This window comes from Acidovorax sp. Root217, from assembly GCF_001428645.1.
Taxonomy (GTDB): Bacteria; Pseudomonadota; Gammaproteobacteria; order Burkholderiales; family Burkholderiaceae_C; genus Acidovorax.
Genome location: NZ_LMIH01000006.1, coordinates 161815 through 183559, shown reverse-complemented (window position 1 = coordinate 183559; position 21745 = coordinate 161815). Strand labels below are relative to the sequence as shown.

At 69.5% G+C, this 21745-nt stretch carries 20 protein-coding genes; 12 read left to right on the top strand and 8 right to left on the bottom strand.

Annotation, left to right across the window (positions count from 1 at the left end; genetic code table 11):
- Positions 1-103: 103 nt before the first annotated feature.
- Entirely contained in the window at positions 104-844 is a 741-nt protein-coding gene (locus ASE31_RS04920) for a TetR/AcrR family transcriptional regulator (RefSeq protein WP_057200420.1), read from the top strand.
- Here ASE31_RS04920 and cueR read toward each other — a convergent pair.
- The 3 genes from cueR to ASE31_RS04905 form a co-directional block, all read right to left on the bottom strand.
- Positions 841-1302, bottom strand: a complete 462-nt coding sequence (gene cueR, locus ASE31_RS04915; protein WP_057200419.1) for a Cu(I)-responsive transcriptional regulator — start codon at positions 1300-1302, stop codon at positions 841-843. The two genes, ASE31_RS04920 and cueR, sit on opposite strands and share 4 nt — an antisense overlap.
- Positions 1299-1517, bottom strand: a complete 219-nt coding sequence (locus ASE31_RS04910; protein ID WP_057200418.1) for a heavy-metal-associated domain-containing protein — start codon at positions 1515-1517, stop codon at positions 1299-1301. Before ASE31_RS04910 ends, cueR begins: the two co-directional genes overlap by 4 nt.
- A 107-nt stretch (positions 1518-1624) precedes the next feature.
- Positions 1625-2713 (bottom strand): flavodoxin family protein, encoded by a 1089-nt coding sequence (locus ASE31_RS04905; protein ID WP_057200417.1) that lies wholly within the window; start codon positions 2711-2713, stop codon positions 1625-1627.
- A gap of 109 nt (positions 2714-2822) precedes the next feature.
- On the opposite strand from ASE31_RS04905, the gene ASE31_RS04900 reads away from it, so the two are divergent.
- The 3 genes from ASE31_RS04900 to ASE31_RS04890 all read left to right on the top strand — a co-directional run bounded on the left by ASE31_RS04900 (position 2823) and on the right by ASE31_RS04890 (position 7612).
- Positions 2823-5060 carry a cation-translocating P-type ATPase gene (locus ASE31_RS04900; protein WP_057200416.1) on the top strand — a complete coding sequence of 746 codons (2238 nt, stop codon included), beginning with the start codon at positions 2823-2825 and terminating at the stop codon, positions 5058-5060.
- Positions 5061-5209: 149 nt separating this feature from the next.
- Positions 5210-6883 (top strand): methyl-accepting chemotaxis protein, encoded by a 1674-nt coding sequence (locus ASE31_RS04895; RefSeq protein ID WP_057200415.1) that lies wholly within the window; start codon positions 5210-5212, stop codon positions 6881-6883.
- A 150-nt stretch (positions 6884-7033) separates the two neighbouring features.
- Positions 7034-7612: a hemerythrin domain-containing protein gene (locus tag ASE31_RS04890; protein WP_057200414.1), complete on the top strand. Its 579-nt coding sequence runs from the start codon at positions 7034-7036 to the stop codon at positions 7610-7612.
- Between the two features lie 145 nt (positions 7613-7757).
- On the opposite strand, the gene ASE31_RS04885 is transcribed toward ASE31_RS04890, so the two are convergent.
- Positions 7758-8888, bottom strand: coding sequence for an alkene reductase (locus tag ASE31_RS04885; protein ID WP_057200800.1), 1131 nt, complete (start codon positions 8886-8888; stop codon positions 7758-7760).
- Between the two features lie 198 nt (positions 8889-9086).
- Between ASE31_RS04885 and ASE31_RS04880 the strand changes: the two genes are divergently transcribed.
- On the top strand, positions 9087-10307 hold the full coding sequence (locus tag ASE31_RS04880) for a YbfB/YjiJ family MFS transporter (RefSeq protein ID WP_057200799.1): 1221 nt from the start codon (positions 9087-9089) through the stop codon (positions 10305-10307).
- 28 nt (positions 10308-10335) lie between these two features.
- Here the strand turns inward: ASE31_RS04880 and gstA are convergent, their stop codons facing one another.
- A complete protein-coding gene (gene gstA / locus ASE31_RS04875) occupies positions 10336-10944 on the bottom strand; it encodes a glutathione transferase GstA (RefSeq protein WP_057200413.1) in 609 nt (202 codons plus the stop codon).
- A 96-nt stretch (positions 10945-11040) separates the two neighbouring features.
- Positions 11041-11811, bottom strand: a complete 771-nt coding sequence (locus ASE31_RS04870; protein ID WP_057200412.1) for a class II aldolase/adducin family protein — start codon at positions 11809-11811, stop codon at positions 11041-11043.
- A gap of 237 nt (positions 11812-12048) precedes the next feature.
- Here ASE31_RS04870 and ASE31_RS04865 point away from each other — a divergent pair, with 237 nt between their 5' ends.
- Together ASE31_RS04865 and ASE31_RS04860 are read left to right on the top strand one after the other, a co-directional pair.
- Positions 12049-12918: an ABC transporter substrate-binding protein gene (locus tag ASE31_RS04865; protein WP_057200411.1), complete on the top strand. Its 870-nt coding sequence runs from the start codon at positions 12049-12051 to the stop codon at positions 12916-12918.
- 104 nt (positions 12919-13022) lie between these two features.
- Positions 13023-14678, top strand: a complete 1656-nt coding sequence (locus tag ASE31_RS04860; RefSeq protein WP_162261375.1) for a methyl-accepting chemotaxis protein — start codon at positions 13023-13025, stop codon at positions 14676-14678.
- Here the strand turns inward: ASE31_RS04860 and ASE31_RS04855 are convergent.
- Positions 14654-15796 (bottom strand): GlxA family transcriptional regulator, encoded by a 1143-nt coding sequence (locus tag ASE31_RS04855; protein ID WP_057200409.1) that lies wholly within the window; start codon positions 15794-15796, stop codon positions 14654-14656. The genes ASE31_RS04860 and ASE31_RS04855 overlap by 25 nt on opposite strands.
- Positions 15797-15949: 153 nt before the next feature.
- On the opposite strand from ASE31_RS04855, the gene ASE31_RS04850 reads away from it, so the two are divergent.
- The 5 genes from ASE31_RS04850 to ASE31_RS04830 are packed head-to-tail and all read left to right on the top strand — an operon-like array spanning position 15950 to position 20387.
- On the top strand, positions 15950-16738 hold the full coding sequence (locus tag ASE31_RS04850; protein ID WP_057200408.1) for an amino acid ABC transporter ATP-binding protein: 789 nt from the start codon (positions 15950-15952) through the stop codon (positions 16736-16738).
- Entirely contained in the window at positions 16735-17400 is a 666-nt protein-coding gene (locus ASE31_RS04845; protein WP_235514269.1) for an amino acid ABC transporter permease, read from the top strand. Before ASE31_RS04850 ends, ASE31_RS04845 begins: the two co-directional genes overlap by 4 nt.
- A complete protein-coding gene (locus ASE31_RS04840) occupies positions 17397-18083 on the top strand; it encodes an amino acid ABC transporter permease (protein WP_057200406.1) in 687 nt (228 codons plus the stop codon). Before ASE31_RS04845 ends, ASE31_RS04840 begins: the two co-directional genes overlap by 4 nt.
- 17 nt (positions 18084-18100) lie before the next feature.
- Positions 18101-19495 carry an amidase gene (locus ASE31_RS04835; RefSeq protein ID WP_235514267.1) on the top strand — a complete coding sequence of 465 codons (1395 nt, stop codon included), beginning with the start codon at positions 18101-18103 and terminating at the stop codon, positions 19493-19495.
- 10 nt (positions 19496-19505) lie between these two features.
- Positions 19506-20387, top strand: a complete 882-nt coding sequence (locus ASE31_RS04830; protein WP_057200404.1) for an amino acid ABC transporter substrate-binding protein — start codon at positions 19506-19508, stop codon at positions 20385-20387.
- Between the two features lie 52 nt (positions 20388-20439).
- Here ASE31_RS04830 and ASE31_RS04825 read toward each other — a convergent pair whose 3' ends face one another.
- Positions 20440-21672, bottom strand: a complete 1233-nt coding sequence (locus ASE31_RS04825) for a GAF domain-containing sensor histidine kinase (RefSeq protein WP_057200403.1) — start codon at positions 21670-21672, stop codon at positions 20440-20442.
- Positions 21673-21745 lie beyond the last annotated feature (73 nt).

Genomic DNA, 21745 nt, shown 5'->3' with positions numbered 1-21745 from the left:
GGCGGATATTTCCTACTTGTGCGTAAACTGTTTACTCGCGAGTAGATTCTGGAAGGCCCCGCGCCAAACCAGCATCCGTACTTTCCCGAGGAACCAGCCCGCCATGCCCAGCCCCACCGTGTCGCCCCCCCGCAGTGCTGACCGCCCGCCTGCGTCGCCCTGGGCGCCCGCGTCCCACCGCGAACAGCAGCGCGAGGCCAAGCGCAATGCCGTGCTGCAGGCCGCCGCGCAGCTGTTCAACGAACGCGGCTTTCATGCCACCTCGCTCGACGACATCGCCGCGCGGCTGAACGTCACCAAGCCCACGCTGTACTACTACGTGAAGAACAAGGACGAGATCCTGCTGCAGTGCGTGAGCAAGGGCCTGCAGATGATGCTCGAGGGCATCGATGCCTCGCGCGCGGCTGGCGGCAAGGCCGTCGACCAGCTCATGACCTGCATGCAGGTCTATGCGCGCATCGTCACAGAGGATTTCGGCAAGTGCCTGATCCGTGTGGGCGACGAGCAGCTGCCGCCCGAGAGCCGCGCCGAACTACGCCGCCACAAATCCGCCATCGACCGGGAGTTCCGACGCCTGGTGGCCGAGGGCGTGCAGGAGGGCTCGCTGGAGCCGTGCGATCCGAAGATGACGGCCTTCGTGATCGCCGGGGCGCTGAGCTGGATCGGCCGCTGGTACCAGCCCGGCGGCGAGTACACGGCCGAGCAGGTGGCCGAGCAGTGCATAGCGACGCTGTGCCAGGGGGTGTTGCGGCGCGCCGATGGCGCGGTGGTGGCCAAGGCGCCTGCCAAGCGGGTGCGCAAGGCGGCACCGGCTGCAGCAGCGGCACCGCGCAAGCGCGCCTAGTGCCTGGGGGGAGCTGGCTCCCCCGCCAGGTCATCCAGGATCGGGCAGTCCGGCCGCTCATCCCCATGGCAGCACGACACCAGCGTCTGCAGGCTGCGCTGCATGGCCTGCATGGCGGCGATGCGCTCGTTCAGGTCCTCGATGTGGACCTGGGCGATGCGCTTGACCTGGCTGCTGGCGCGGCTGCGGTCCTGCCACAGGGCGAGCAGGCCGGCGATCTCTTCCATCGAAAAGCCCAGGTCGCGTGCGCGGCGGATGAAGCGCAGCCCGTGCACATCGGCCGCGGTGTACTGGCGGTAGCCGCTGTCGGTGCGCGCCACACCGGCCACCAGGCCCAGGGACTCGTAGTGGCGCACCATGCGTGCCGAGACACCGGCACGGCGCGCGGCCTCGCCGATGGACACGGGCCAGGCGAGCGCGCGGGGCGCGCCGCCGGCTGGCTGAACGGCGGCCTTCATGGCGCGACGCTGTAGCCTTCTTCGGCGATGGCTGCGGCCAGCGCTTCGCGCGCGGCGCTGCTGTGCTCGACATGCACATTGCCGCTGGCGCGGTCGATGCGCACGTTGGCGGCCGGGTCCACACCCTGCACGGCCTGGGTCACGGCGCGCTCGCAGTGGCCGCAGGTCATGCCCTGGACCTGGAAGTCATGGCTGGTGGTGGTGGATGGCTGCATGTGAAGACTCCTTGCTGGTTGGCTGATTGCATTGAACAGCCTGGAGCGTAAACCTTCACATGGTGGCAAGGTCAAGGCCTTGCTGCAAGACCTTGGGGAGGGGCGGCTTACTTCGGTCGGGCGCGGCGCACGCCGGCATCGGGGCGCGAGAGGGTGCCCGCGCGCAGTTCGCCCACCGCCACCGCCAGGGCCTGGGCGGCGCCGCGGATCTCGGCCTGCATGGCGGCATCCCGGTCCAGCACCTCGTGGCTTTGGGCGTAGCTTTCGTAGTAGCCGATGTAGCGGTCCAGGCGCGCGGCGGGGCCGGCGTCGATGAAGCCCATCCAGTCGAGCCAGTCCGACAGGCCGCGGCGCGTCATCTCGATGCCGGCCACGTCGCCATGCACGGCCAGGGCGTAGGCGCGGCCTTCGAGGTGCTTGGGGTAGCCCCAGCCGGCCAGCTCCAGCGCCTTGGCCTCGGCGGATTTCTTGCCGTGGGTGCTGGTCGGGTCGGGGTTGCCGCCGTCGGCACAGACCAGGCGGTCGATCATGAGCTTGAGCGGGCTGGGCGACTGGTACCAGTACACGGGGGTGATGATCATCACGCCGTGCGCAGCGGTCCAGCGCTCGTAGATCTCGTTCATCCAGTCGCCGGTCTGGCGCATGGCGTGGTTGGGGTAGCAGCTGCACGGGAAATGGCACAGCGGCATGGCCGTGGAGACACAGCCCTTGCAGGGGTGGATGTGGCGCCCGTAGTCGGAGGTGACGCGGCTCAGGTCGAGCAGGTCGATCTCGATGTGCTCGGCCGCCAGCACGTCGCGCGCCATGTTGAGCATGCGCCAGCTCTTGGAGATCTCGCCGGGGCAGGTGCCGTCGTTGCGCGCGGAGCCGCAGACCAGCAGCACGCGCGAGGGGCTGGCCGGGTCGGCCCAGCGCGCACGCGCCGCGTCGATGCGCTCCTTGGCCTCCAGCCAGTCGACCGACAGGGCGTAGTCCGGGTCGGCATAGCCGGGGCCGGCCTTGCGCGTGCGCGGCGCCTTGCGGTTGTCGTCGTAGTTGCGCCAGGCGATGGCCTCGATGCGGTCCAGGGCGTCGCCGGCCTCATCCGCAAAGCGCGGGTCCTGGTAGTCGAGCAGGAAGCGTTCGCGGAATTCGGCGCGGTCCAGCGGCTTGGGGGCCTGGCCGGTGCGCGCCCGTGGTGGTGTAGGGCTTGTCATGCACAAAATTCGACCACCGCCGGCAATGCCACCGTATCGGACAAGGCGCCGACTTGATCTGCGGCAAGGGCTTGACCTTGACACCATGGCAAGCTGTAAGGTACCCCTCATGACCAACGACACCACCCCTGACCGGGCCCTTGAGGCCTTGCAACATTTCGACCTGGGCATCGGCGGCATGACCTGCGCCAGCTGCGTGGGCCGCGTGGAGCGTGCGCTGCGCAAGGTGCCGGGGGTGCAGGATGCCTCGGTCAACCTGGCCACGGAGTCCGCCCGCATCGGCGTGGCGGCGCCCGCCGGCAGCGATGCCGCTGCGCTGCAGGCGCAACTGCGCCGCGCCGTGCGCAATGCGGGCTACGAGCCGTTGGCGAAGGACCACGCCGATGCAGCCGAGGACCTGTCGCCCTGGGCCGGCTTTCTGCCGGTGGGCGTGGGCCTGGCGCTGTCGGCACCGCTGGTGCTGCCCATGGTGGCCGATCTCTTCGGCCAGGACTGGATGCTGCCCGCCTGGCTGCAGTTCGCACTGGCCACGCCGGTGCAGTTCATCCTGGGTGCGCGCTTCTACAAAGCGGGCTGGCATGCACTGAAGGCCCTCACGGGCAACATGGACCTGCTGGTGGCGCTGGGCACCAGCGCGGGTTGGGGCCTGTCGGTGTGGCTATGGCTTACTGCACATGCTGGCCATGCGCCGCACCTGTATTTCGAGGCCTCGGCCGTGGTGGTCACGCTGGTGCTGCTGGGCAAGTGGCTGGAGGCGCGCGCCAAGCGCCAGACCACCACGGCCATCCGCGCGCTGCACGCGCTGCGGCCCGACGTGGTGCACCTGCTGGGCAAGGGCGGCGAGGTGGATGTGCCCGTGGCCGAGGTGCTGGTGGGTGACCGCCTGGTGGTGCGCCCGGGCGAGCGCATCCCGGTGGACGGCACGGTGCATGAAGGCCACACGCAGGTGGATGAATCCATGCTGACCGGCGAACCCCTGCCCGTGGCGCGCGACGTGGGCGCGCCCCTCACGGGTGGTTCGATCAATGGCGACGGGCGCGTCGTGATGGCGGTGACGGCCGTGGGCGCCGAGACGGTGCTGGCGCACATCATCCGCCTGGTGGAAGACGCGCAGGCCGCCAAGGCCCCGCTGCAGCGGCTGGTGGACAAGGTCTCGGCCGTGTTTGTGCCGGTGGTACTGGCCATTGCCCTGGCCACCCTGCTGGGCTGGCTGTGGGCCGGTGCCGGCATGGAGGCAGCATTGATCCACGCCGTTGCGGTGCTGGTGATCGCCTGCCCCTGCGCGCTGGGCCTGGCCACGCCGGCCGCCATCATGGCGGGCACGGGGGTGGCCGCGAAGCACGGCATTTTGATCAAGGATGCGCAGGCGCTGGAGCGCGCGCACCAGGTGGACACGGTGGCTTTCGACAAGACCGGCACTCTGACGGTGGGGCAGCCCCGGCTGACCGCTTTTGAGGTGGTGCCGGGCGTGGATGAAGGCGCCGTGCTGGCGGCGGTGGCTGCTGTGCAAAGTGGCAGCGAACACCCATTGGCACGCGCGGTGGTGCGCGCCGCGCAGGATCGTCAGATGGCCGTTGGTTCCCCGCTGGCCGTGCGCGCCGTGCCGGGCCGGGGCACCGAGGGCGAAGTGCAGGGCTCCAGCTACCTGGTGGGCAGCCTGCGCTGGATGCAGGAACTGGGCGTGGACCTGGGCGTGCTGGCCGTGCGTGCGCAAGGCTTGCAGGCCGAGGGTGCCACGGTGTCTGCGGTGGCCGAGCGCACGGCCCAGGGCCTGGCCCTGCGCGCGCTGCTGGCCTTTGGCGACGAGCCCAAGCCGGGCGCGCGCGAGGCGCTGGCGGCCCTGAAGGCCCGGGGCATCCGCACGGTGATGGTGTCGGGCGACAACCGGGGCGCGGCCGAGGCCATGGGGCGCCGCCTGGGTCTCGACCCGGCGGCGGGCGAGGTCATGGCCGAGGTGCTGCCGGGTGACAAGGCCGTGCGGGTGGCCGCATTGCAACAGGCCGGCCATGTGGTGGCCATGGTGGGCGATGGCGTGAACGACGCGCCGGCCCTGGCCGCTGCCGACGTGGGCATGGCCATGGGCAATGGCACCGACGTGGCCATGCATGCGGCGGGCATCACGCTGATGCGCGGCGACCCCTTGCTGGTGGCGGCAGCGCTCGACATTTCGCACCGCACAGTGATGAAGATCCGCCAGAACCTGTTCTGGGCCTTTGCCTACAACGTGGCCGGCATCCCCTTGGCGGCGCTGGGTTACCTGAGCCCGGTGGTGGCCGGGGCCGCTATGGCGCTCAGCTCGGTGAGCGTGATGGCGAATGCCCTTTTGCTCAAGCGCTGGCGCATGTGATAAACACGTATGGCGCATGGTCACACTTGTCTGGCAAACTGCAACGTTTTGTTGCAGCCCGGCGGACACGGGGGTGGGGAAGGCCCTGCGTCGCAGACACCTTCCTTGCAGTTCGGCACGGGCACACACATCCATAAGGACGACAGATCATGAATCTCTTCGCGCTCATGCGGCAGTTCACCATTCGATTCCGCATGCTCGGGGCCATTGCCGTGGTGCTGGGCCTGCTGGGCCTTCTCGGGGGTGCCGGCATGCTGGGCATGTTCCGCATCGCTGATCTCAGCGAGGACTTCATGGCCCACTCGTTCACTTCGGTGGGCTACATGGCCGAGCTGCGCGGCGAGATGGGCACCATCCGCCAGCTCGAGAAGGACATGATCATCGGTTACGAAAAGCCCGAGGTCGTGAAGGTGGCACAGGCCAAGTGGCTGGCCAGCCAGGAGAAGGCCAAGAAGATCGCCACCAAGTTCCTCGACGGCCCCGAGGACAGCGACAACCCCGTGGTGCGCGACATCATCAAGCGCCTGGACAGCTACCGCGAGCAGTTCGCCCATGTGGCGCGCCAGCTGGAGGCGGGTGGCTACGACACGGCCACCATCGCCAACCGCATGAGCGGCAAGGCCGTGTCCGAGTTCGACCAGGCCGACAAGCTCATGGTGCAGCTCGATGAGGTGCTGCGCGCCGATGTGGCCAAGGCGGTGGAGCAGCAGAGCAGCGTCACTGCGCAGACCAAGTTGCTGTTCGCGTTGGCTGTGCTGATCACGGTGGTGGTGGTGGTGCCGCTCACGCTGCTGAACATGCAGTCCATCTGCAACCCACTGGCCGAAGCCCGCCGCATGGCGCAGGCGATTGCCGGTGGCGACCTGTCGCAACCCATCAACCCGCAGGGCAAGGACGAGGTGGCCGATCTGCAGCGCGCGCTGCGCGACATGCAGCAGGGCCTGGGCGCGCTGGTGGCGCAGGTGCGCGACGCCAGCGGCAACATCGCCACGGCCAGCCAGGAGATCGCCACGGGCAACCAGGACCTGTCGCAGCGCACGGAGCAGACGGCCAGCAACGCGCAGGAGGCCGTGGCCTCGCTGTCGCAACTGACCTCTACCGTGCAGCAGACGGCATCGTCCTCGCAGATGGCCAATCAGCTGGCGGCATCGGCCTCCAACACCGCCACGCGTGGCGGCTCGGTGGTGCAGCAGGCCGTGGCCAGCATGCAGGAGATCTCGGCATCGAGCCGCAAGATCGGCGACATCATCGGCCTGATCGACTCCATCGCCTTCCAGACCAACATCCTGGCGCTGAATGCCGCCGTGGAAGCGGCCCGTGCGGGCGAGCAGGGCCGCGGCTTTGCCGTGGTGGCCAGCGAAGTGCGCAGCCTGGCCCAGCGCTCGGCCGCTGCGGCCAGCGACATCAAGGCGCTGATCAGCAACAGCGTGACCGCCGTGGACGGCGGCGTGCGCCATGTGGAAGACGCGGGCACGGCGATGAAGGAGATCGTGGCCAGCGTGCAGCGCGTGGGCGACATCATCGGCGAGATCACGGCGGCGGCCACCGAGCAGTCGGCCGGCATCGGCCAGGTGAACCAGTCGGTGGGCGAGATCGACCGCATGACGCAGCAGAACGCGGCGCTGGTGGAAGAGTCCGCCGCCGCTGCCGAGTCGCTGCGCGAGCAGGCGGCGCGCCTGTCGGAAGTGGTGCAGCAGTTCCAGCTCGACGAGTCGATGGCCCACAGCGGCCATGGCGGCCACAGCGGCGGCCCCGTGGCCCAGCCCCAGCAGCATGCATCGCTGCGTGCGCCCACGGGCTCGCGCCAGTTGCTGGCTCGCTGACGCCACGCCGTCTTCGGCCCCAGGGCAAGGCCCCGCACGCTTCGGCGAGCGGGGCTTTTTTCATGGGGCGTTCATTGACCTGCGTCAGTTCGGCTTGGGCACAGGCATGGCACCCTTGGAATCTGTTCAATACCCTTTGGGAGCAAGGCCATGCCTCATGCCAGTGTGCGGACCATCCGCGACGAGCACGCTTCGCTGGCAGCGGTGCTGCGCTCGCTGCAGCTGATGCTGGAGCGGGGGCCGACCGATGCGCCGGCTGCGTTCTTCGATGTGATGCGCGCGATGCTGTTCTATATCGACGAGTTTCCTGAGAGGCAGCACCATCCCAAGGAGTCTCAGTGGCTGTTCCCGCGCGTTGCCGAGCGTGCACCGGAGGCGGCCACAGCCATCGCGCAGCTCGAGCGCGAGCATGTGGGCGGAGAGGCCGCGGTGCGCGAACTGCAACACCTGCTGCTGGCCTGGGAGCTGTTGGGGGACACGCGGCGCAGCGCGTTCGAAGAGGCTCTGCAGCGCTATGTGGCCTTCTACCTGGAGCACATGCGGATCGAAGAGACCGTGGTGCTTCCCGCAGCCCACGCGCACCTGGATGCGCAGGACTGGGCGGCCGTGGATGCGGCGTTTGCCAGCAACACCAATCCCCTGGCGCAGGGCCCGGCCCGCGACGGGGCCTATGACCGCTTGTTCACCCGCATCGTGATGCGGGCCCCCAGTCCGATAGGGCTGGGGTAGCCCCCCTGAGCCGCTTCGCGTCATCCCCCCAAAGGGGGGACGCCCCCGGTGCGGCGGGGCGGCCCTTGCACGGGGGCACTGGCGTGTACAGCGCGCATCGCATGCGCTGCTGCGGCAGGCACCGCCCGAGAGCTGACAACGCTTGTTACGCTGCTGTCTCAGCGAGCGTCGGGTAGTCGGTATAGCCCTTTTCCCCACCGCCGTAGAAGGTGCTCTGGTCCCAGGCGTTGAGCGGGGCCTTGGTGCGCAGGCGCTCGACCAGGTCGGGGTTGGCGATGTAGAGCTTGCCGAAGGCCACGATGTCGGCCGTGCCGTCGGCCACCACTTTCTCGGCCAGGCCGGCGTCGTAGGCGTTGTTGACCATCCAGGCACCCTTGCCGCCGGCTTCGCGGTAGGCCGTCTTGAGGGCGGCGTAGTCGAAGGGGCGGTCGGGCAGTTCGCGCGGGCCGCCGGTAGCGCCTTCGATCACGTGGATGTAGGCCAGGCGCAGCTGGGCGAGCTGGCGGATCACGTAGTCGAACAGGGGCTGGGGGTCTTCGTCCACGATGTCGTTGGCCGGCGTGACGGGCGACAGGCGGATGCCGACCTTGCCGCCACCCACGGCATCCACGGCGGCGCGCGTGGCCTCGAGCAGCAGGCGGGCGCGGTTCTCGATGCTGCCGCCGTAGTCGTCGGTGCGCTGGTTGGCGCCGGTCTTGAGGAACTGATCGAGCAGGTAGCCGTTGGCGCCATGGATCTCCACGCCGTCGAAGCCGGCGGTCTCCACCGCGTTGCGGGCGGCGGCCGCGTAGCTGTGCACGATGCCGGGCAGCTCGGATGCGTCGAGCGCGCGCGGCTGCGAGGTGGGGGCGAAGCTGCCCTTGCCGGTGGCGCGGTCGATCAGGTAGGTCTTGGACTTGGCGATGATGGCCGAGGGCGCCACGGGTGCGCCGCCATCGGGTTGCAGGTCGTTGTGCGAGATCCGGCCCACGTGCCACAGCTGGGTCACGATCTTGCCGCCGGCCTTGTGCACAGCGGTGGTGACCTTCTTCCAGGCATCGAGCTGCTCGGTGCCGTACAGGCCCGGTACATCGGCATAGCCCTGGCCCTGGTGGCTGATGGCCGTGGCCTCGGTGATCAGCAGGCCGGCGCTGGCGCGCTGCGCGTAGTAGGTGGCGGTGATCTCGGCCGGCACGGCATTGGGTGCGCGGTTGCGCGTGAGCGGTGCCATGGCGATGCGGTTGGCCAGGTGGATGTCACCGACCTGGATGGGATCGAAAAGCGTAGGTGTGGACATGCGGTGGTACTTTCGTTCGTTCGTGCGGAGGTCGCAGGGACCGGAAATGACGGACAAGCGTATTCGCATTCGGCAAAGGCTGCAGTGGGCTGGCGCAACACAGGGCAAGGGATTTGTGTTACCGCAAGGCTCGGGAGGCTTCGCACGGGGAACCTCCTGCGACAGCGCCACGGGCACTGGCCCGGCACAATGGCCGCCATGAGCCATGACCTGCCCGCGCCTTCCTCCGCCCTGCTGCGCAATGGCCTGTGGCTGGCCGTGGCCCTGTCGATGGGGGCGGCTGTCTCGCTCGGCATCACGCGCTTTGCCTACGCGCTGCTGCTGCCGCCGATGCGCGAGGACCTCTCCTGGTCCTACACGCTGGCCGGGGCCATGAACACCGTGAACGCGCTGGGCTACCTGCTGGGCGCCCTGGCCACGCCGATGTTGCTGCGCCGCTTTTCGCCCGGCACCTTGCTTGTGGCGGGGTCGGTGCTGGCCACCGTGTTCATGGGGCTGTGCGGCTTTTTCGTGGATGCCGTGCCGCTGCTGGTGCAGCGCCTGCTGGCCGGGGTGGCGAGTGCGCTGGTCTTCGTCTGCGGCGGCCTGCTCGCGGCGCGGCTGGGCGCGCAGCAGCCCGGGCGCAGCGGCCTGCTGCTGGGCCTGTACTACGGCGGCACGGGCTGGGGCATCAGCCTGTCGGCGGTGCTGGTGCCGGCGGTGCTGGCCACTGCACCGGGCCCGCACCCCTGGGCCTGGGCGTGGTGGGCACTGGCCCTGGCCTGCGTGGCAGCCACGCTGGTGCTGCTGTGGCCGGCGCGGGCGCTGCAGGCCCTGGCCGCACCTGCCGCTGCCGCAGCTTCCTCGCAGCCGGCAACCGGTGGCATGCGCTGGGCGGCCTTTGCGCCGGCGCTGCTGGGCTATGGCCTGTTCGGTGTGGGCTATATCGGCTACATGACCTTCGTGGTGGCGCTGCTGCGTGAGCAGGGCGCCAGCGGCACGGCCGTGACCTGGTTCTATGCGCTACTGGGGCTGGCGGTGGTGCTGTCCTCGCGCATCTGGGCGGGCCTCCTGGACCGCAGCCGGGGAGGGCAGGCGCTGGCCCTGCTCAACGGCCTGCTGGGCGTGGCCACGGTGCTGCCGGCGCTGACCTCGGCGTGGCCCGTGGTGCTGGCCTCGGGCCTGCTGTTCGGCGCGGTGTTCCTGTCGGTGGTGGCGTCCACCACGGCGCTGGTGCGGCACAACCTGCCGCAGGCGCTGTGGGCCAGCGGCATCAGCGCCTTCACCATCGTCTTCGCGGCCGGCCAGATCGTCGGGCCCACGGTGGTCGGCTGGATCGCCGATGGCCCCGGCGGGCTGGCGCGCGGGCTGGTGTTCTCGGCCTGCGCGCTGTGGATCGGCGCGGCCGTGGCGTCGCGGCAGAAACCGCTGGCGGCATGACGCGCCAGCGGCGGCCGCGCGGCGCTGCTTACTTGAGCAGGCCTTCGGCCTTCATGGCTTCCTGCACGGCAGGGCGGGCGGCCACGCGGTCGCGGTAGGCGGCCAGGTGGGTGAAGGCCGAGATGTCCACGTTGGTCGGCTTGGCCCAGTTGGTCACGGTGAACAGGTAGCCGTCGGCGACGGTGAACTGTTCGCCCATCAGGTACTGCTTGTCCGCCAGCTGGCCGTCCACCCACTGCAGGCGCTGCAGCAGCTTGTCGCGCGCGATGGTCTTGTATTCCTCGGGCGTGGCGGGGTTGAACAGGGGGCTGAAGCCCTTGTGGATCTCGGTGCCGATGAAGGTCAGCCATTCCTGCAGGCGGTAGCGCTGCAGCGAGCCGTTCTGGGGTGCCAGCATCTTCAGGGGCACCTGGTCGGCGATGTACTGCAGGATGGCCGGGCCTTCGCGCAGGCGCGTGCCGTCGTCCAGCTCCAGCAGGGGCACGTAGCCCAGCGGGTTGATGGTGTAGTAGTCGGTGCCATCCTGCAGCTTGTGGCTCTTGGTGCTGGCCAGCACGGGCGTGAACGCGAGGCCCGCTTCATGCAGTGCGATGTGTGGGGACAGGGAGCAGGCGCCAGGAGAGTAGTAGAGTTTCATTTTGGGTCCTCTGGGTTGGATACGGCGGGAACCCCCGATCCTATGCGCTGTGCCTGTTTTCTGCATGGCGCGGGCCGTAAAGGCAGCAGGCAGATGTCAGCTGTCGTAACCGGGTGCATCGCGCTGCGCCTTGCGCAGCAGCGACGGCCAGACGAAGGCGCCGCCCAGGCCTCCGGTCTGCACGCGCATGGCCTGGGCCACGCCGCTCACGATCTGCGGGTCCACCGGATTGAGTTCGCCGCCGGCCTGGGCGTCGATCTGGATGCGGCAGGTGTTCTCGAAGGTGTACATCGACAGGAAGGCGTCGGCAATCGACTTGCCCACGGTGAGCAGGCCGTGGTTGCGCAGCATGAGGAAGTTGGCCTCGCCCAGGTCGGCCTGCAGGCGCGGCTTTTCCTCATCGCGAAAGGCCACGCCCTCGTAGCCGTGGTAGGCCAGCGAGGCAAGCACAAAGGTGCTTTGCTGGCTGATGGGCAGCACGCCGCACTTCTGCGCGCTCACGGCCACGCCCGCGCGCGTGTGGGTGTGCAGCACGCACTGCGCATCGTGCCGGGCCTCGTGCACGGCGCTGTGGATCACGAAGCCGGCTGGGTTCACGGGGAAGGGCGAGTCGTGCAGCTTGTTGCACTGCATGTCCACCTTGATCAGGCTCGACGCCGTGATCTCGTCGAACATCAGGCCGTAGGGGTTGATGAGGAACTGGTGCTCGGGGCCCGAGACCGATTCGGGCAGCTTGGCGCTGATGTGGGTGAACACCAGGTCGCTCCAGCCGTACAGCGCCACCAGGCGGTAGCAGGCGGCCAGGTCGCAGCGCAGCTGCCATTCTTCGGGGCTGACGCTTTCTTGCAGGGAGGGGATGGCGATCATGGGGTGGTGTCTCCTGGAGTTGTGGGTATCGGAAGGCCCACTGTAGGCCGCCTGTGCGGCGGGCGCTGTCAGGAAGGCTACACAACGGACCTGTTTCCTGGGGATTTCCCGCGATGTCGCGGGCATTCCATTTCGCCGTGCGCACCTCCAATCGCCACGCGGCAGGCGTCCCTACAGTCGATTTACCCCATCGCCCGATGGGAGGGAACCACCACCGGACTTCTGGAGATCACCACCATGCCAACACTCAAAATCGCGAGGCTGCTGGCCTCGTTCGCGGCCGCCACCTGTCTGTCCGCCCTGGGGCTTTCGGCCCATGCCCTGGAGACCGTGGACAAGGGCGCCTTCACCATCGCCTTCTCGGGCGACATGCCGGGCACGGGCTACCAGGACGGCCGGATGGTGGGCTACGACGGCGAGATCCTGCAGCGCGTCGCCGAGGCGTTGCAGCTCAAGGTCAAGCCGGCGCTGATGGAGTGGTCGGGCACCATCGCCTCGGTGCAATCGAAGCGCGTGGACGTGATGGCCGGCACCATGGGCTGGACGGAACAGCGCTCGAAGATCATGGCGCTGAGCGACCCCATCCACTACTTCAAGAACGGCATCACGCAGTCCGACAAGACCGACTGGAGCAAGTTGAAGGACCTGGAGGGCAAGAAGGTCGGCACGATCACCGGCTTCTCGTTCATCCCCGAGCTGCGCAAGATCAGTGGCCTGCAGCTGGCGCTGTACGACACCTCGGACGCGGCCGTGCGCGACCTGCTGGCCGGGCGCATCGACGCGGTGATCGGCGACCCGCCGGTGATGCAGTACGCGATCTCGCAGAACCCGCAGTGGAAGATCAAGTTCAACGCCTTCAGCGATGCCTCGCCCGACTACCCGCTGCTCACCGGCCTGGGGCAGGTGGTATTCGGCCTGAACAAGGACAACCCCGAGCTGGTCAAGGCGGTCAACACCGAGATCGCCAAACTCTGGCAGACCTGCGAGCTGCGCAAGATCGGCAAGACCTACGGCCTTGTGCAGGACGTCTGGTACATCCCGGTGGGCCAGAACGCCCGGGCCGGCGTGGACCGCGCGGCAGACTGGAAGCTGCCTTCCTGCAAGTGATCTCCTGAACGCCTGCATCGCCGACGAGCCGCATGCCTGCCCTGCGCACGCATGCGGCTTGTTCGTTCACCCCTCTTTTCTTTCTTTTTTCATCCTTCTCCACCATGGCACTTCTTGAACGGGCCGGGCGCGGGCTGTCGATTCGCGCGTTGTTGATCCTGGGCTTTTCCGCCATTGGCGCGCTGCTGGCCATGGCGATGGCGCTTGCGTTGCATGCGGGGCTGGCCGCGAATGCGCAGTTCGCATCGATCACCCGCGAGCGCCTGCCGATGTGGAGCGCGGCCTACGAGGTGTCGCTGGAGGTGGGCGCCGTGTCGCGTGCGCTGCGCGATGCGGTGCTGGTGGAGATGCAGGAGGACCTGCCGGCCGAGATCGAGCGCATCGACGCCGCGCAGCAGCGCATCGACCGGCACATGGACGCGCTGCAGGCTGCCGTGGCGGAGCCGGCCGCACGCGAGTTGCTGGCGCGCATGGGCCAGGCGGCCACGCGCTTCCGGCAGGACCGCGACCAGTTCCTGGCGCATCTGCAAGGCGGTGCGCGCGGCCCGGCGCGCGGCATGCTCACCGGGGCGCTGCGCCAGTCGCAAGCGACCTACCTGCAGGCACTGGCGCAGCTGCGCGAGGGCCAGGCGCGGCAGGTGGAGCAGTCGGCGGCCGCCTCCATCGACGCGCTGCATGCCATGCTGGTGCGCATGGCGGTCTCGCTCGCGCTGGTGCTGCTGGTGGGCTGCGCTGTGGCGGTGGTGCTGGTGCGCACGCTCACGCGCCGCCTGGGAGCGGAGCCCGCGGCGGTGGCGCAGGCCATGGCCCGGGTGGCTGGCGGCGAACTGACCGTACCCCTGCAGGGTGCCGTGGCCCCCGAGGGATCGGTGATCGCCTCATTGCGCGCCATGGTGGCGGGCCTGGCCGACACGGTGCAGCAGGTGCGCAGCGCCTCGGCGGACGTGGCGCTGCAAAGCCGCAGCCTGGTCGACGAGGCGGGCAACCTGTCGCAGCGCACCGAGATGCAGTCGGCCGAGCTGCAGCAGGCGGCCGCGGCGCTGGAGCAGTTCGCCGCGACCATGGGGCACACGCAGCAGTCGGTGCGCGATGCGCACTCCCTGGCCACTTCGGCGCGCAGCGTGGCGCACGAGGGCCAGGCCATCGTCGACGGCGCCATGCAGAGCATGCTGGCCGTGGCTGGCCACGGCGCGCGCATCGCCGAAACCACGGCGGTGATCGATGGCATCGCCTTCCAGACCAACATCCTGGCGCTCAATGCGGCGGTGGAGGCGGCGCGCGCGGGCGAGCAGGGCCGGGGCTTCGCCGTGGTGGCCAGCGAGGTGCGCAGCCTGGCGCTGCACTCGGCCACGTCGGCGCGGGAGATCCGCCAGCTCATCGCGCAGTCGAACGAACAGATCGCCGCCTGCCGCGCCATGGTGGAGCGCGCAAGCGCGCAGACGGCCGGCGTGATCGGGGCGGTCAACGCCTTCGCCGCGCTCATGGCCGCCGTGCAGACCGCCAGCACCGAGCAGCATGCAGGCGTGCGCCAGCTCACCGAGGTGCTTTCGCGCATCGACCAGTTCACGCAGCACAACGCGGCGCTGGTGGGGCAGGCGCGTGGCGCGTCGGAGGCGCTGCACGCCCAGTCGGGCCGGCTGGTGGCGGTGGTGGCGCGCTTTCATGGCGAAGAAGGCACCGCTGGCGACGGCGGCCCCCTGCAGCGCGCCGCGCCGGTGCGCGCGCAGCCGCGGCTTCAGGCCTCCACGGTTCCGGCCTGAAGCGCCTTGCGCATGCGCCCAGGGGGCATGCCGTACAGCTGCTGGAAGTGCCGGATGAAGTGCGATGCGTCCGAGAAGCCGCACTCGTAGGCGATGGTGATGATGGGCAGGTCGGTGCTGGTGAGCATCCAGCGCGCGTACTTGAGCCGCGCGTTGCGGTAGAACTCCGACGGCGTGGTGCGCGTCTCGGCCAGGAAGACGCGTTCGAGCTGGCGGCTGCTCGAATCCACCAGCCGCGCGATGACCGCGATCTCCAGCGGCGTGCCGATGTTCTTTTCCATCAGCACGATGGCCTGGCGCAGCTTGTCGTGGTCGGCCGTGCCATAGCCCAGCGCATGGCGGCGCGTCACGTGGGTGCTGCTGGCGGCCGGGTTCACTGTCATCTGGTGGATGACCTTGGCCGCGCGGTCGGGCCCGCAATGCAGGCGCACCAGCTCGGCCGTGAGCTCCACGATGGAGATGCCGCCCGCGCAGCTGATGCGGTCGCTGTCGAACACGTAATGGCAGTCCGTGCTGTAGCTGAGGGCCGGGAAGGCAGCCTTCCAGTCCTCCACATGGTAGGGGTGCACGCAGGCCCGGTGCCCGGCCATGAGGCCCGCCTGCGCCAGTGCGAAGGTGCCCGTGCAGATGCCGATCAGTGGTTTGCCCAGCGAGGCCGCGAAGTGCAAGAAGGCGTTGTATCGCGGGCTCGCGGTGGGGATGGCGGGCAGCAGCCCGCCGATGACGGCGATGTAGTCGTAGTCGCATTCGGACGAGAGCGATTCCTGCACCGGCACGGTCACGCCGCAGCTGGCCTGCACCGATTGCCCCGGCACGCCGAGGATGGTCCACGAGCAGCGTATCTGCCGGCTCTGGTCACCCACGTCGGCCGCGTGGCGCAGGCCATCGCACAGCCCGGCCAGCGACAGCAGCGGGAACTGCGGCCACAGCAGGATGCCCACGCGCAGCTCGGTGGCCGATGCGCTGGCGGGCCGCTTGCGCGTGGCCGCCGTCCGCGGTGAGGCGTCGAGCCGGCCGATCAGTGCACCAATGTCGCCTGCGTTCTGTGCACTGACCTGGTGCGCGGCTGCACCAATCTCGTCAGAGAGGTCATCGGGGGGCGCTTTGGGTGGGGGCATCGGGTTTTCCCTGCATGTCGCATACGTTCAATATAGCGGCGACCGCCTGCAATGAACAGAGGGTCGGTATTCCTAGCATGGAGGCATTGGGTATCGAGGGGTGCGGCTGCAAGGACCGTGCCGCGGCACCCGCAGTTTTGTCTGGAGAACCATGTGAACCATCCCCTGCTTCAAGTCAGCGGCCTCAGGAAGAGCTACGGCCCGGCCGAGGTGCTCAAGGGCATTTCCTTCGACCTGCAAAAGGGTGAGACGCTGTCGCTGATCGGGCCCAGCGGCTCGGGCAAGTCGACCTGCCTGCGCTGCCTGAACTTCCTGGAAAAGCCGCAGGCCGGCGAGGTGCTGCTCGAATCGAAGCGCATCGGCCAGGTGCCCGACCGCAAGGGCGGCTGGCGCTTCATGACCGACACCGAGATGGCGCCGCAGCGCCGCGAGATCGGCATGGTGTTCCAGCTGTTCTACCTGTGGCCGCACCTCACCGTGCGCGACAACGTGGCGCTGGCGTCCATCAAGGCCGCGGGCATGCGGCGCGACGAGGCCCATGCGCTGGCCGAGGAGATGCTGGACAAGGTGCACCTGCGCCACAAGGCCGACGCCTACCCCGAGCAGCTCTCGGGCGGGCAGCAGCAGCGCGTGGCCATTGCGCGCACACTGGCGCAGAAACCCCGGCTGATCCTGTTCGACGAGCCCACCTCGGCGCTCGACCCGGAGCTGGTGGGCGAGGTGCTGGGCGTCATCCGTGAGCTGGCCGAGGAGGGCCGCTCGATGATTCTGGTGACGCACGAGATCCGCTTCGCGCGCGACGTGGCCGACCGCGTGATCTTCATGGACGGCGGGTACATCGTGGAGGAGGGTCCCGCCGCACAGGTGATCAATCAGCCGCGCATGGAGCGCACGCGCAGCTTCCTGGGCCAGGTGGGTGCCGAGGCCGGGCTGGGGGCATGAGCATGCCGGGCATCGACACCCTCACCCTCATCGTCTCCACGCTGGCGCGCGGCGCACTCACGGCGGCGCAGGTGGCCCTGGGCGCCGGCCTGCTGGCAGCCAGCCTGGGCCTGCTGCTGGCGTTGGCGGTGGTCTTCGTGCGCCAGCGCCTGCTGCAGCTGACCATTGCGGCCTATGTGGAATGGATGCGCAACGTGCCGGCGCTGGCGCACCTGTTCGTGCTGTACTTCGGGCTGGCCTCGGTGGGCGTGCGGCTGTCGCCGCTCACGGCCGCAGTGATCGGCCTGGGCCTGGTGGGCGCGGCGGTTCTGTGCGAGGTGTTCGCGGCCGGCCTGAGCTGCCTGCATGCCGGCCAGCGCGAGGCGGCGCTGGCCGTGGGGCTGACCCCGGCCCAGGCGCTGCGCAGCGTGCTGCTGCCGCAGATGCTGCGCGTGACCTTGCCCTCGCTGGGCAACTACGCGAGCCAGCTGGTCAAGGACACGTCCATCGCCTCGGCCATCGCGGCGCCCGAGGTCATGTTCTACGCGCGCAACCTGGTCACCTCGACCTTCGAGACGCCGCTGATCTACCTGACCGCCATGCTGCTGTATGCAGCCATGGTGCTGCCCATCAGCTGGGCCTTTGCGCGGCTGGAACGCCGCACGGCAGGGGGTGTGCGATGAACGCCTTTCTTGCGACCTATGCCGAGTACCTGGCCGAATGGTGGCCGCGCCTGGCGCAGGCGGCGTGCGTCACGGCCGAGCTCTCGGCCATCGGTTTCGCCATTGCGCTGGTGCTGGGCGCCTTGCTGGTGTGGATGCTGCGCAGCGACGTGGCGCTGCTGCGCCAGGGGGCCAACGGCTTCATCCAGCTGCTGCGTGCGGTGCCGTTGCTGGCGTTGCTGCTGGCCATCTACTTCGCGCTGCCGGCGGCCGGCATCACGCTGCCGGGCTACTGGGCGGGGGCTATTGGCCTTGGGGTGCACGGCTCGGCCTACGTGGCCGAGGTGCTGCGCGGCGGCCTGAAATCCGTGCACGGCGGGCAGCGCGAGGCGGGGCTGGCCGCAGGGCTCACGCCGCGCCAGGTGTTCCTGCACGTCACGCTGCCGCAAGCCCTGCGGGTGATGCTGCCGCCGCTGCTCAACAGCTACGTCGCGCTGCTCAAGGACAGCTCGCTGTGCGCGCTGCTCGCCACCAACGAGCTGATGCTCACGGCCAAGGCCATGTCCAGCGAGTACTTCCTGCCGCTGCACATCTTCATCCTGGTGGGGCTGCTGTACTTCGCCATCGCCTTTCCCCTGTCCATGCTGTCGCGGTGGCTGGAGCGCCGCCTGGCCCTGGGGCGCCGCACGGTGGGTGCGGCATGAAAGACCTTGTGACATCCATGACCTACGCACCACTGGAGCAGTTGGCCCAAGCCATCGCCTGTGGAGAGTTGTCGAGCGAGGCCTTGCTGGAACACCAGCTCGCGCGCATAGCGCGCCTTGGCGGCCAGTTGCACGCCTTCACCGACGTGTATGCCGACGAGGCCCGCGCCGCGGCGCGCAGCCTGGACCAGATGGCGCGCGCCGGCATTCGCCTGGGGCCGCTGCATGGCGTGGCGGTGGCGGTGAAGGACCTGTTCGAGGTGCAGGGCAAACCCATCGCGGCGGGCTCCAGGGCACGGCCGCCGCGCACCTCGGTGATCAGCGCGGCCGTGGTGGAGCGGCTGCGCGCGGCCGGTGCCGTGGTGATCGGCAAGACGCACACCGTGGAGTTCGCCTTTGGCGGCTGGGGCACCAATGCGGCCGTGGGCACGCCCTGGAACCCCTGGGACCTGCGCACCCACCGCACGCCCGGCGGCAGCAGCAGCGGTTCGGCCGTGGCGCTGGCGGCGGGCCTGTGCACGGCCAGCATAGGCACGGACACGGGCGGCTCGGTGCGTATCCCTTCGGGGCTGTGCGGGGTGGTGGGCCTGAAAACCACGCGGGGGCTGATCAGCCGCCACGGGCTCATCGAGCTGTGCCCCACGCACGACACCGTGGGCCCGCTCACGCGCACGGTGCGCGACAGCGCCATTTTGCTGGACGTGCTCTCGGGCCCCGACCCGCGCGATGCCGTGTCGCTGCCGGTGCCTGCACGCGCGGTGCTGCCGCAGCTCGATGCCGCACGCGGTGTGGCCGGCATGCGCATGTGGGTGCTGCCCGAGGCCGAGCGCGTGGACATGGACCCCGAGGTGCTGGCCGCCTGCGACGAGGCCGTGCGCGTGCTGGAGGGCCTGGGCCTGCAGCGCGTGGAGCGCACGCTGCCGCAGAGCCTGGCCGAATCCATGCGCGTGGCAGGCAGCCTGATGAGCGCCGAGGGTTATGCGAACCTGGGCACGCTGTTCGAGCAGGAGGGGCTGGAGTTCGACCCGCATGTGCGCCGGCGCATCCTGCTCGGGCGCGATATCGGCGCGGCGCAGTACCTGCAGCTGCTCAGGCTGCGCGAGCAGGCCAAGGCCGAGATGCTGGCCGCGATGGACGGGATCGATGTCTGTGCCTTTCCGACCAATGCTATCGCCGCGATACCGCTCACCGAGGTGGACGAGCTGGCCACGCCGCTGTCGCGCTTCGGCCGCTTCGTGAACCTGCTGGACCTGTGCTCGGTGGCGGTGCCGGCGGGCTTTACGCGCCTGGGGCTGCCGGTGTCGCTGCAGTTCATTGCGCGGCCGTTCGACGAGGCCACGGCCTTGCGCGTGGGCCATGCCTTCGAGCAGGCGACGCGCTGGTACCTGGCGGTGCCGCCGGGGCTGGGCTAGGGAGTGAGCCATGTATGCACGTGTTCTCGCGAAGTCCCTGTCGGTCCTGATCGTGCTGGCCCTGCTGGGCCCTCTGGCCCATGCCCAGGGCACGGGCGGCGCACTGGCCCGCATCGCGCGCAGCGGCACGGTGCACGTGGGCTATATCCCCACGCCCGGCACCTTTGCCTTTCGCGATGCGGCGGGCAATACCGTGGGCTATTCGATCGCCGTGTGCAACAAGGTCATGGAGGCGCTGCGCAAACAGCTGGGCCTGCCGGACCTGCGCGTGGCGTTCCGCCCGCTGGAGGCGGCGCAGCGCATCCCGCTGCTTGCGGCCGGCCGCATCGACATCGAGTGCGGGGGCAACACCAACACCGTGGGCCGGCAAAAGGAGGTGGACTTTTCGCACACGCTGTTCACCACGGGTGTGCGCTTTCTCGCGCGCCAGTCGGTGCAGCTCGACGGGGTGCCCAGCCTGTGGCGGCGGCGCATTGCCGTGAGCCGGGGCACGACGGCGCAGGAGACGCTGCAGCGCGTGGAGCGTGAGCAGGAGATCGCCGTGACCCTGGTGGCCACCGACGCCGAGGGCGTGCGCCTGGTGGAGCGGGGCCAGGTCGATGCCTTCGCGCAGGACGATGTGCTGCTCTACGGCCTCATCGCATCATCGCCGCTGCGCGACGAGCTGCATGTGACCGGCCGCCACCTCACCGTGGAGCCCTATGCCTTCATGCTGCCCAAGGACGACCTGCCGCTGCGCGAGGTGGTGGACCGCACGGTGCTGGGCCTCATGCACTCGGGCGAGCTGGCGGCGCTGTACCGCCAGTGGTTCGACACGGCCACGCTGCGCATCCCGATGAGCGCGCACATGCGCGAGAACATCCGCTACCCCAACAAGTACGGCATTCCCTGAGTCCCGTGCCGGTGTTGCTCGCGTCGGGCCGCCGCAGCGGCCGCTCGGGCGCTCAGCTGCGGTGGCGCGGCAGGCGCACGGCGACCTCGGTGCCCTGGCCGGCTGCGCTGTGCAGCGCGACGCGGCCCTGGTTCTGCTCGACCAGGGTGCGCACGATCCACAGGCCCAGGCCCGCGCCGTCCTGCCCGGCCACGCCGGCGCTGCCCTGCCAGCCGCGCTCGAAGGCGCAGGACTGCTCGGCCTCGCCCATGCCGGGACCATCGTCGGTGACCCGGATGACGATGCTGTCGGCGGTCTCCGTCGCGCTGAGGGAGACGGTGCTGCCCGCCGGGCAGTACTTGAGGCAGTTGCCGATCAGGTTGCACAGCACGCGCAGCAGCTGGGCGTAGTCCACGAAGACCTCGCCGGTCTGCCCGGGCACCAGGTGCAGGTGGATGCCGGCGCGCTCGGCCACCATGCCCATGGCGTCTGCCGCATCGGCCAGCAGCCGGGTCGGTGCGATGGTCTCGCACAAGGTGCGTTCGCGGCTGTCGACGGCATGGGTGGAGAGCAGGTCGTCCACCAGGCGTTTCATGGAGGTGATGGCGCCTTCGATGCGGCGGATGGCCGGCAGCGAGGGGGCATGGCCGGCGCGGGCGAGCACGGTGGTGTTCAGGCCCATCACCTGCAGCGGCGAGCGCAGGTCGTGCGCGACCACGGCGAGCAGCTCTTCGTTGGCCTTGGCCAGCGCATGGGCGCGTTCGGCATTGGCCTCGGACTCCTTGAGCGCGCTGCGCAGCTGGATCTCGCGCGCGGCGGCCTTGGCGAGCTGTACCAGGGTCTCGATCTCGGTCTCGGTCCAGGTGCGTGGCTGGTTGTCGATGACGCAGAAGCTGCCGATGGGCTGGCCATCGACGATGAGGGGCACGCCGACGTAGGCGCGCACGTCCAGGCTGTCGACGATGGGCACGGCACGCCACAGCGGGTCGGCGTGGGTGTCTCCGATCACCAGCGGATCGGTGCTGGCGATGGCGTAGTGGCAGAAGGTGCGGCCATGCACCTCGCGGGCAGAGGCCAGCTCTTGCGGAAAGCCGTGGGCGCTCTTGTAGAAGTCGCGCTCGGCGTCGACGATGGAAAGGAAGCTCGCGGGCGCGCCCACGAGGTTCACGGCCAGGCGGCTCATGGCGTCGAAGGCCTCCTCGGCCGGGCTGTCCAGCAGCGCCACGCTATGGACGGCGGCCAGCCGGCGGGGATCGGAGACCAGGGGGTCCAGTTGGGCCACCAGCTCCTGCGGGGCGATCGGCATGCCGGTCCTTTGCGCCAGGGGGCTCGCTGGGGTCCGAGGCAGGGCGCGCATCAGGATCCGGGCCGCACCACAC